The following is a 10,518-nucleotide window of genomic DNA, read 5'->3' as shown; positions in this document are numbered from 1 at the left end:
CGCTGGCGGTGGTGGTGCCGTCATAGGTCTTGGAGGCGGCGCCGGCGCCACTGACGCTGACGGTGGCCGGGGTGATGGACATGCTATGTCCTGTGGCGAAATTGGTTTGGTAGCCCAGTTGATCTGCCATGGTGCCCTGACTAATGCTGTAGCTGCCGACGTTTTGCCCCGTGCTGCGTGCCAGGCTTCCCGTCAGGATTTGGCTGGCTGTGTCACCGTTGGCCTGGCCGGATATGGCATATCCCAGGCTGGGGTCTGTCGCAGCATTCTTGTCATAAACCTTGCTGGGATCGGTGGGTGTGATTGTGATCGTGGGTTGTTCACGGTACAGCACATAGGTTGTGCCATCTCCTACGGTGCTAGCACCCGGAGCATCGCCTGCCTGCTTGTTGTAGCGAAAGTTACCGCTACCCGCCGCGGCTTGTGTGGCCAGTGACCCGCCGAGACTTGTGGAGGCAAGCGAACCGCTGTAGACATAGATTTTTCTGCCGGAATCCACGGTGAGCGTGGCGTTGTTAATGACATCGCCACCTGTACTTGTACCGCGTGCGGTACTGGAGCCCGCTGTCAGCGTCAGATTTCCATTGCTGACGGCGATGTTGCCGCTGGTGGTTAAATTTTGCGTAAGTGTGGTCAGTTGTGCTGCACCAGTGGAAGCAATGCCTGTTACGCCCAGTGCATTGCTGTCTACTACGGTCACTCCTGCGGCGTTGCTGGCCGAGAGCGTGTTGAAGTTATTGCCCGTGTTTGCCAAGTTGATGGCCGCGCCACCGCCATTCAGGGTGGTTGCTCCACTGACGGAGAGGGCGCCGGTTTGCGTGATGCCTGGTGCCGTCAGCGACAGTGCGCCAGTAATGCTACTGGTCCCTAGCGACAAGGCGGTACTGTTGACCAAGCTGGTGGCGCCAGCGCTCAACGAAACAGCGCCTGTGAATTTGTTGCTGGCATTGGTCAGGCTGATAGTGTTGCCGCCACCGGTGCTGGTGATGCTGGTGGTGCCTCCGACATTGGAGAAAACACCAGCACTAGAAGCCGCATCATCTGAAATGGCGCCAGCGGTGGACGTGATGACTAGGTTGCCAGGAGTGCTGATGAAGCCCTTGTTCCAGACGGAATTGTGGGTGGAGGTTTCTGCAGTCTGGGAAGCCAGGTTGACAGGCGCCGCGGTCAAAAAAGCCAGGGTTGCATTGCCCCCCACATAGAAGCCGGTATATCCATTGACGGAATCTAGCGCGGCTGCATTGATGTTGACTGAGCTGGTCACCGGTGCGGAGATAGAGACGGTGCTATTGGCCGTACCGGAGCCCCACAAGCCGTCGCCACCGGCGTTGGAGCCGGTGAGGTTGATGGCGCCCGTGGTGGATGTGATGTTGATTTTTCCGGCCAACTTCAGGGCTGCATTGCTGTTGCTGGTAGTGCCAACTTGGCCCACGGTGGTGTTGATGCCCGAGATAGCCACCGTGCCCCCGGTGATATTGATCGCTGTGCTGGTGTTGCCCGCAAAATTAACGGTAGACAACTGGTTTCTATAAGTGGTCGATACCGGGTTAGAGGCATTACCCGTGATGGTTACGGCACCCGTGGTGGAAATGGAGTCTCCGGCACTAATTTCCACGCCGCCGCCGGCCCAGGTGCTTACAGCACCGGTCGCAGTACCCGTGAGTGTGATGCTCCCGCCTGAGGTGCTCTGCAATGTATTGCTGCCCGTCAGCTTGACTGCAGTATTGTTTGTACTCATAAGCGAGGCGCCATTGCCATTGACGCCCGTAATGGTGCCGGTGCCGCCACTGGTGCCCTGGACCAAAATAGCTCCGCTGGCCGTAGTCAGGGTGGCGGAGTTCATGACCACTCCCTGTGAATTACCGTTGCTGGGCATGGTGCCCACGATGCTGATGGTGCCACTGCCACTGGTGGTCAAGGCGCCGTTCAAATATTGCAGGGCCGAGGCCGTGCCGTTTTGTGCGCCACTGGCAGTCAGGCTGATGTTGCCGCCATTGGCTGTTACATCGAGGTACTGTAGTTTTAGCCCATTGTTGGCGGCGGCCGTGCTCGTGGCGTTCGCAGTCATGGATACATTCAGTGTGCCACTGGTGCTGCTGATGCTGCGGTGTGCCCCCGAGGTGCCATTGCTGGTAATGCGGCCATCGGCAATCAGTGTCAAGGTGGAGGCTGAGCCTGCACTTTTTACAATGTTTCCGTTGATGGCGATATTGCCTTCTTGGGCTCCTCCTGCGGCGGTAGTCGTGATGGTCACGTTGCCGCCGCTGTTGAGTATGGTCTGGATATTGGTGGTGTTGACTGTCGAACCCGATGCTGAGGGAGCCCAGACGTTGCTGCTGAAGGCACCGCCTGTTTGCGCGGCACTGGATATGGTGACGTTGTAGGGGTCCAGCAACCACAATCCGCCTTGGCCTTGCGCGGCAGAAACATCGACTGCAATGCCGTTGGTATCCAGTGCGTGCCCGGAGGTTTCGATGGCACCTCCGTTGCCGCTTTGCGTGCCACCCATAGCCCGGATGTTGCCGTAGACGTTGGCCACATCGGTGCCCCATACGACCACTTTGCCGCCATCGCCAGCCAGTGTCGCGCTGGCGTCAATACTGGCTGTGGGGGCCATATAGGTTGCGTTGGCGTTGGGTTCGGGGCCAAGCCCTTGCTGATTGCCACCAACCAGCACCGTACCACCGCCCGCCGGGCCGCTGGCGTTAATGTGCGCGTCATCAAACAGGCCAACTTTTTGCCCCAGCACCTTCACCGTACCGCCACTATCGCCGGAGTTTTGGCCGCTTGCATCCAATGTGCCGCTGACTTGCGTGGTGGTTCCCTCGTCGCCCAGAAGCTCGATGCTGCCGTTGCGATGTGACACGGTCCTGGCCTGGATGATTCCGCTGTGGTTGATGACGGCGTTGTTCAATCCTTCAAGCCCCTTGGCCGTCAGTACTACCCGGCCTCCGTCGGCCAAAACCATGCCGCCGTTGTCTACCAGGGCTTGAGCGGCACCCTGGGTGAGAACATAGCCAAGAGGGCTGCCGTCAACCAGCTTCAGATTGACGCCGTTGGCGGCCGCCAGCAGCACGTCGCCTTGTGGTGCGTTGATCTGCCCCGTGTTCGTGACACTTGGAGCAATCAGCGCAACCTTGCCACCTGCAGGCACGGTGATGGCTCCACGGTTCACCACGCCTGCCGTACTGTTGCCAGCCAGGTTGTACAAACCGGCTTCAAAGTCGGCATTACTGATATTCAAGGTGCTGGCGACCAGCCCCCCGACGTTGACTTGTGCACCAGCCCCGATAAGTACGCCATTCGGGTTCAGAATGAACACGTTCCCATTGGCTATCAGGCTACCCAGAATACTGGTTGATTCCTTGCCGGTAACGCGGTTTAGTGCAATGGCCTGGGCATTGGGTTGTATGAAACGTACGGTTTCATTGGCCCGAATGCCAAAGCTGGACCAGTCGATCGCCAGGCGTTGGCTGCCTTGGCTGATCGTAGTGTTGAGGCCAGCTTGGCTGATGCTGCCAGTGCCGGAGGTTATATTGCCGCCCGCCGGTTCGGCCTGGCCGGGGTCATGGAAGAGCAGGGTTGTGAGCAGAGCCGCCAACCCTTGGCAATGCGTCTTGCCAAAGAGCCTACCCGACTTTACTGGCTGTGCTCGGGCTTCCGTTGATGGAAAGCGGTTCGGAGCATCGGGGGCTAAAGAATGATCTACGAGTGCCCAAAACTGAGAAAACGGTTGCTGTTGCATGATGGTGTCATCCTTGCCTCTACTCCCTGTTTATCTTGCCAATATTTGGGCTATCAATTTTTGACATGGGTCACTTGCCTACTCACAAGTGACTAAAAAACGCTCGTTCTATTTGACTTTTTTCGCCTGGGCGACAGACCATTTGCCGGCAAAGGCTTGCAGGTCGCTGAGGCGTTTGAGCAGGTCGGCACCGGTGGGGGTGACGCTGTAGCCATCGGAGCCATGGGTCAGCAGGTCGGCTTCGCGCAGCTCTTTCAGGCGGGTGTTGAGGGTGTTGGGGGTGACACCGCCGACGCTGTCCTGCAGCAGGCGGAATGTCTGGGCATGGCCGTCGCGCAGAGCCCACAGCACGCGAATGGCGTAGCGGGACTCCAGCAGGGCCAGCAGTTGGTGGACGGCGACGTTTTCTTTGGAACTCATATGGTGTTCTCCTCGGGACAATGTGCGGTGGGAAGTCTGGCGGGCCTGGGGGCGCACGCCCAGGCGGCGCCACGACTATAACGCAAAAAACCTATTTTGCTACTAGTTTAATAGCATTGTAAGCAGGAAGTGTCTGCACTGTTCCCCAAAATGGGGCGAGGGAATTAGCGGCGGTAGATTTTCTGCAGCAGGCGTATCAGCGTTTTGCGCTCGGTTGCTGTCAGGTGGGAGGTGGCTTCGATTTCCAGCTGGCCCACCTCGGATTCGACTTGTGTGGCCAGTTCAGCGCCGCTGTCGGTGACATGCAAACCCATAGCGCGGCCGTCCATGGGGTGGGGTTTGCGCTCGATCAAACCGCGCTTTTCTATGGTGTTGAGCATGCCCACCAGGTTGGGTGGCAGGATGTCCAGCACGCTGGAGAGCTGGCGCGAGGTGATGCCGGGGTTGTGCGCCACCAGCAGCAGTATGGACAGGTCCACGATGCGCAGATCATGGCTGGCGATGTGCTCGCGGATGATGTCCACGATGAAGAGCGAAGCCCGCCGGGCGTTGTAGCCCACCAGACCCTCCAGCGAGCTGGTGTCTATGCTGTGGACGGCCTGTGGGGGAGTGCGCGGGCTGGTTGCGGTCATGGCACTATTTTGCCACCCGCTCCGAGCATGCCCGGAGCGGGTGCGGTCCTTATTTGCAGCTGAAGCTGGCGGCGCTTTCTATGTCTCCGGTGCCGTTGTAGGTGGCAACTTTGGGATAGACGCACAGCGGCCGGCTGCGGCTGGCGGACCAACTGCTGGGCACGTCGGCATTGACTGCGACGGCATTGCCGGCGCCGCGCGCATTGGCGACCACGCTGTCGGGCGCCTGGCCTTTTTCCACCCAGTTGACCAGCGGGGTCAGCATGTCAAACTGGTCGGTGGCGGGGCCACCTGAGCAGTGGTTCATGCCGGGCACGCGGTAGAAGCGTGCGAAGCTGGCAGCGTTACCGCCGTTGGCAGCGCGCAGCGATTCGTACCAGGTGGTGGTGTCATCACTGGAGAAGATGGGGTCGCTGGTGCCGTGGTAGACCATCATCTTGGCGCCACGGTCACGCAGCTTGGCCAGGTTGCTGGGGTTCACTGGCTGCATAAACGAGAGTGCGCTCTCGGTATAGGTGGTATTGGTTGCGCCCACACGGGACAGCATCGTGTCCACATTGCCGGTGAGCGCGAATACGGGGCCATTGAAGGTGGCCGCGTCTTCCGGCGGTGTGGGCCAGATCAAGCCTGCGCCGCCAGAGTCCAGTACCAGCGGCGAGGTGAACTTCCAGAAGGCAAAGTTGCTAGTGGCCAGGCCTGCATCGAAGGGCCAGGTGGAATAGATGCGTGCGCCGCTGCTGGTGGTGGCGCCCGAAAACAGTTTGGACACCACGGTCTTTTGTGCGGCCGACAGGCAGGTGCCGTCGCGGCTGCCGCTGCAGGTGGGCACATCGGTGTTCAGATTGAAGGCGGCTTGGCAGGCGGTGGTGTTTTGGACCAGGCCGTCAGTCACACCATCCAGGGCATCGCATTTCGCCAGCACAGCGTTGGAGACCACGGCCCGCTCCGCAGTGGTGAAGGCGGTGGACAGGTCAGAGCTGCTGGTCGCCACCGTGGCATAGGCTTGTGCGCCGGCGATGTTGGCGATGGCCGCCAGCGGCAGGCGGAAGCCGGGGTCGCCAACCAGGTAGCCGTCGTATTCCTCGGGTTCGCGCGTGGCGGCCACCATGGTGTGGCGCCCGCCGTTGGAGCAGCCGCCGAAGTAGGAGCGGTCCGGCCCCTTGCCGTAGGCGGTCTTGATGGCGCTCTTGGCCATGGGCGTGAGCGTGGCGGCGGCCTGGTAACCATAGTCCAGCCGGGCCTGCGGGTCGATACCGAAATTCGCTCCAAGGGCGGCGGCATGGCCGGCGTCGGAGCTGATCACCGCGAAGCCCATGTTCAAGGCGTTGTTCGGGCCGCCACTGTTCTCGCCGTCGACATTCCCGATGGCCGTCAGCACATTGCCGTCGATGCCGCCATTGGCTTGGTAGAAGAAGCGGCCGTTCCAGGCGCTGGGCAGGCGCATCTCGAAGCCGATGGCGTAGCTGTTGCCGTCCACGGCGCTGACGCGCTGGTTCATTGTGCCGGTGATCTGGCAGTGCGCGGGCACGGGCGTGCCGGCCACCGTCAGTGTGCCGGCGGCGATGGCGTTGGCGGCGGTGATGGTGGTGTTGGCAAAACTGATCTTGCTGGCCAGGTCGGTGCAGGACAGCAGCGAGGCCGGCGTGGCGGCGGAGAGCTGCGGCAAGCCGCCGTCCGAGCCGCCGCAGGCCCCTAGCAGCGCGGCGGGCAGGGCCGACATCGCCAGTAAACGGATGTGCATTCGTGTTCTCATGGCTTCGTCTCCAGGGTTGAGGTACACAGGCGCCCGCAGCATGCCCTCAACCATGGTGTTGCGTGCTGCAGGTTTGGGTAAGTTTGCTATCTAAGTGATAGCTGCTAGCGCAGGTTTCGTGTGCGCTGGATGCTTGTTTTTCTAAATTTCTGCGGCAGGCGCTGGCACCTTGGAAAGATGCTCAGCGCTGCAGGGCAGGGATGTTAGAAAGCGTGCCGAACGCCGAAGCTGACACCGTTTTGCGAGCCACCTGCAGCGGGTGCGCTGCCCGTAGCACCACCGCTGACCGACACCGCAGCCAGCGTGTCGTTGCTGATATGCCCCACCTGGGTATAGACCGCCGTGCGCTTGGACAAGGCGTACACCAGCCGTGCGGACAACAGGGTGGAGTTGCCGTTGTCAAAGTTCTTGTAGCGCAGGCTGGCCCACTGGCCGTCCAGCGTCAGCGCAGGGGTCAGAGGGTAAGACGCGCCGATGTACCACAGGTCGCTCTTGGGCTTGGTTGTGCTGCCTTCGTTGTTGCGGCGAATCACCCCACCGCCGATCTTGGCGCCCATGACTTTGACGTAAGCGGCTGCCAGTGTGCGGCTGTCGCTGGTGCTGCTGCTGTTTAGGCTGCCAAACACCACGTCCGTGCTGCTGGCCGGAGTGCGGCCGTTCAGGGTGTCGTAGGTCAGCGTGACGCCCCAGTCGGCGGTGTCGTACTTGGCGGTGGCTGACCATTGGCGGCAGGCCTGGGCGTCGGTGCCGCTTTCACCGGCGCAGTTGGTACCAGCCGGGCTGGGGCCGGCGTTCACGGTGTCGCGGCCCAGGCTGTACTCAGCGCCCAGGGTCAGGCCGCTGAAGGTGCCGCGGTAGGCGATGGAGTTGTCGGCGCGGGAGTTGGGGATGTAGCTGTCCAGCGAACCCAGTGCGTACAGCGCAGGTCCGATCACGTCGGAGTCCTGGATGGACCAGAACAGGGTGGAGTATTGGCGGCCCAACGTCACGCTACCCCAAGACCCGGCCAGCCCCACGTTGGCCTGGCGGCCAAACAAGCGACCGCCCTGGCCGGATGCGCCGGTATCGGGGGCAAAGCCCATTTCCAGTGTGAACTGGGCCTTCAGACCATCCCCCAGGTCTTCGGTGCCGCGAAAGCCCAAACGGGAGGGCAGCGAACTGGTGTTGCTGGGCATGCGGGTGATGCCGCCCACGGCGTTGACGTTGCTGACATGTTCCACGCCCACATCGATCAGGCCGTAAAGGTTGACGCTTTGCGCGTGGACGGAGCCGGCTGCTGCCAGCGCGGCGAGGGTGATGATGTGCGATGTCTTTTTCATGGTTTGTCTCCTTGAGGTGGGGGTGAGGGGGAAGCGGTGTACTTGCTATGTTTTTAATAGCTTCTTGCGCAGTATGTATCTGCGATAGAAGCCTTTTTTATGGTGGTTGTTTGCGGGCGGCGCCCAGGTAGGTGTCGATGACCCGTGGGTCGCGGGCCAGGTCGGCGGCGCGGCCTTGCAGGCTGACGTCGCCCATCTCCAGCACATAGCCGTGGTCGGCCGCTTCCAGGGCGGCACGGGCGTTTTGCTCGACCAGCAGAATCGTCACGCCGGTTTGGCGCAGGGTGTGGATGATCTTGAAGATCTCGCGTACCACCAGCGGCGCCAGGCCCAGGCTGGGCTCGTCCAGCATCAGCAGCGTGGGGCACGACATCATGGCGCGGCCCACGGCCAGCATCTGGCGTTCACCACCAGACAAGGTGCCGGCCAGCTGCAGGCGCCGGTCCTTCAGGCGCGGAAACAGGGCGTAGACCACATCCAACTGGTCGCGCCAGGCCTTGTTGCGCAGGCGCAGCTGGCGGAAGGCCCCCAGCACCAGGTTGTCTTCCACGGGCATGCTGCTGAACAGCTCGCGCTTTTCCGGCACCAGGGCCATGCCCAGCATGACGCGGTCTTCCAGCGACAGCTTGTGCAGCGGCTGGCCCTGGAATTCCATGGCGCCCTGGGACGGCAGAATGCCCATCACCGCGTTCAGCAGCGTGGATTTGCCGGCGCCGTTGGGGCCGATGACGGTGATGACGCTGCCGGCGGCGGCTTGCAGCGACACGCCGTGCAGCACTTCGGCCTTGCCGTAGCCGGCGCGCAGGCCGGAGATGGAGAGCAGGGGTTGGCTCATGCGGAAACCTCCTCGGGTTGCGGTGCGGGGGCTGCGGTGTCTTCGTCGGTGCCCAGGTAGGCTGCGCGTACGGCGGGGCTGGCCTGTACCTGGGCCGGTGTGCCTTCCATAAGGTGGGTGCCGAATTCCATCACCACGATGTGGTCGCAGACGTCCATCACCAGGTCCATATCGTGTTCGACCAGCAAGATGGCCATGCCCTCGGCGCGCAGCTGGCGCAGCACTGCGCCCAGGGCCAGCTTTTCCTTGTGGCGCAGGCCGGCGGCAGGCTCGTCCAGCAGCAGCAGGGCCGGGTCGCTGCACAGCGCGCGGGCAATTTCCAGCAGGCGCTGCGGGCCCATGGCCAGGTTGCCGGCCAGTTCGTGCAGCTGGGCGCCCATGCCCACGCGCTGCAGCTGGTGCGCGGCCTCGCGCAGCAGACGTTGTTCTTCCTGCCGGTCCAGCCGCAGCATGGACGACAGCGCGCCTTTGCCGCCGCGCAGATGGGCGCCCAGGGCCACGTTTTCCAGCACAGTCATTTCCGGGATCATCTTCACGTGCTGGAAGGTGCGCGAGATGCCGCGCTGGGCGATCTGGCGCGAGGGCAGGCCGCTGACCACCTGGCCGCGGAAGCGCACCTCGCCGGATGTCAGGCCCAGCACGCCGGTGATCAGGTTGAATGTGGTGGACTTGCCCGCGCCGTTGGGGCCGATCAGCCCGCTGATCTGCCCGGCCCGGATGCTGAAACTGATGTCGTTCACCGCCGTCAGGCCGCCGAACTGTTTGCGGATGGCGCGTACGTCCAGCACCAGACTATTCGCTTCGGGCTTGCTGCGTGCGGGAAGCGGGGTGGCCTGGGTCCAGTCCTCGGCCCGGGGTGGGTTGGGCAGCCAGCGCGCCACCAGCGACCACAGGCCGTCGGGCAGGTACTTCAGCACCAGCACTAGCACGATGCCGAACACGATGGTTTCAAAGTTGCCGCTGGCGCCGATCAGCTTGGGCAGCAGCACTTGCAGTTGGTCTTCCAGCAGCTTGGTCAGCAGGGCCCCGGTGAGTGCGCCCCAGATCTGGCCTACGCCGCCCAGCACGGCCATGAACAGGTATTCAATGCCCATCTTCAGGCCGAAGGGCGAGGGGTTCACCGTGCGCTGGAAGTGCGCGAACAGCCAGCCCGATACGCTGGCAAACAGCGCGGCAATGGTGAAGATGCCGATCTTGAAGCGCAGGGTATTGATGCCCATGGCCTCGGCCATCAGCGCGCCAGTGCGCAGCGAGCGGATGGCCCGGCCGGTGCGCGAGTCCAGCAGATTGATGAGTGCAAAAGCGCCCAGCAAGACCAGCACCCAGGTCAGCACAAAGAAGGGTTTGCCACCGCCCAGGTCCCAGCCGAACAGGGTGATGCCGGGCACGCCCAGCAGGCCGTCGTACTTGCCCAGCGCGTCCAGATTGCCCATCAGGTAGTAGAGCGACAGGCCCCAGGCAATGGTGGCCAGCGGCAGGTAGTGGCCCGACATGCGCAGCGTCAGCACACCCAACAGCATGGCGCTGGTGCCGGTGATGGCCAGGCCGATGAAGACGGTCAGCCAGGGCGACAGGCCGTATTGGGTGCACAGGTAGGCGCTGGTGTAGGCGCCCACGCCCACAAATGCCGCCTGGCCAAAGGAGGTCAAGCCGCCAATGCCGGTCAGCAGCACCAGGCCCAGCACCACCAGGCTGTACAGCCCGATGTAGTTCAGTTGGGTGACCCAGAAGTCGGGCAGGGGCAGGCAGGCGAGCAGGCCCACGGCGGCCAGCAGAAGCAGGCGCAGCACGGTGTTGTTCAAAGGGGTTTTCAT

General features: G+C 62.4%; 7 protein-coding genes. All 7 read right to left on the bottom strand.

Going from position 1 to position 10,518, the window contains the following annotated elements; translation table 11 throughout:
* Positions 1 to 3,601, bottom strand: a 3,601-nt coding sequence (locus AC07VY_RS09495) for a beta strand repeat-containing protein (protein WP_495097214.1), incomplete at its 3' end; no start/stop codon positions are given.
* Between the two features lie 252 nt (positions 3,602 to 3,853).
* A complete protein-coding gene (locus tag AC07VY_RS09490) occupies positions 3,854 to 4,165 on the bottom strand; it encodes a winged helix-turn-helix transcriptional regulator (protein WP_490590074.1) in 312 nt (103 codons plus the stop codon).
* A gap of 164 nt (positions 4,166 to 4,329) precedes the next feature.
* Positions 4,330 to 4,797, bottom strand: a complete 468-nt coding sequence (locus AC07VY_RS09485) for a MarR family winged helix-turn-helix transcriptional regulator (protein ID WP_495097213.1) — start codon at positions 4,795 to 4,797, stop codon at positions 4,330 to 4,332.
* A 49-nt stretch (positions 4,798 to 4,846) separates the two neighbouring features.
* Positions 4,847 to 6,550, bottom strand: a complete 1,704-nt coding sequence (locus AC07VY_RS09480; protein WP_495097212.1) for a tannase/feruloyl esterase family alpha/beta hydrolase — start codon at positions 6,548 to 6,550, stop codon at positions 4,847 to 4,849.
* 203 nt (positions 6,551 to 6,753) lie between these two features.
* Entirely contained in the window at positions 6,754 to 7,869 is a 1,116-nt protein-coding gene (locus AC07VY_RS09475) for a porin (RefSeq protein WP_495097211.1), read from the bottom strand.
* Between the two features lie 97 nt (positions 7,870 to 7,966).
* A complete protein-coding gene (locus tag AC07VY_RS09470) occupies positions 7,967 to 8,704 on the bottom strand; it encodes an ABC transporter ATP-binding protein (protein WP_495097210.1) in 738 nt (245 codons plus the stop codon).
* Positions 8,701 to 10,518: a branched-chain amino acid ABC transporter ATP-binding protein/permease gene (locus tag AC07VY_RS09465; RefSeq protein WP_495097209.1), complete on the bottom strand. Its 1,818-nt coding sequence runs from the start codon at positions 10,516 to 10,518 to the stop codon at positions 8,701 to 8,703. Before AC07VY_RS09465 ends, AC07VY_RS09470 begins: the two co-directional genes overlap by 4 nt.

It is taken from the genome of Rhodoferax sp. GW821-FHT02C08 (assembly GCF_059421805.1).
This window is presented reverse-complemented; position numbering and strand designations above follow the sequence as displayed.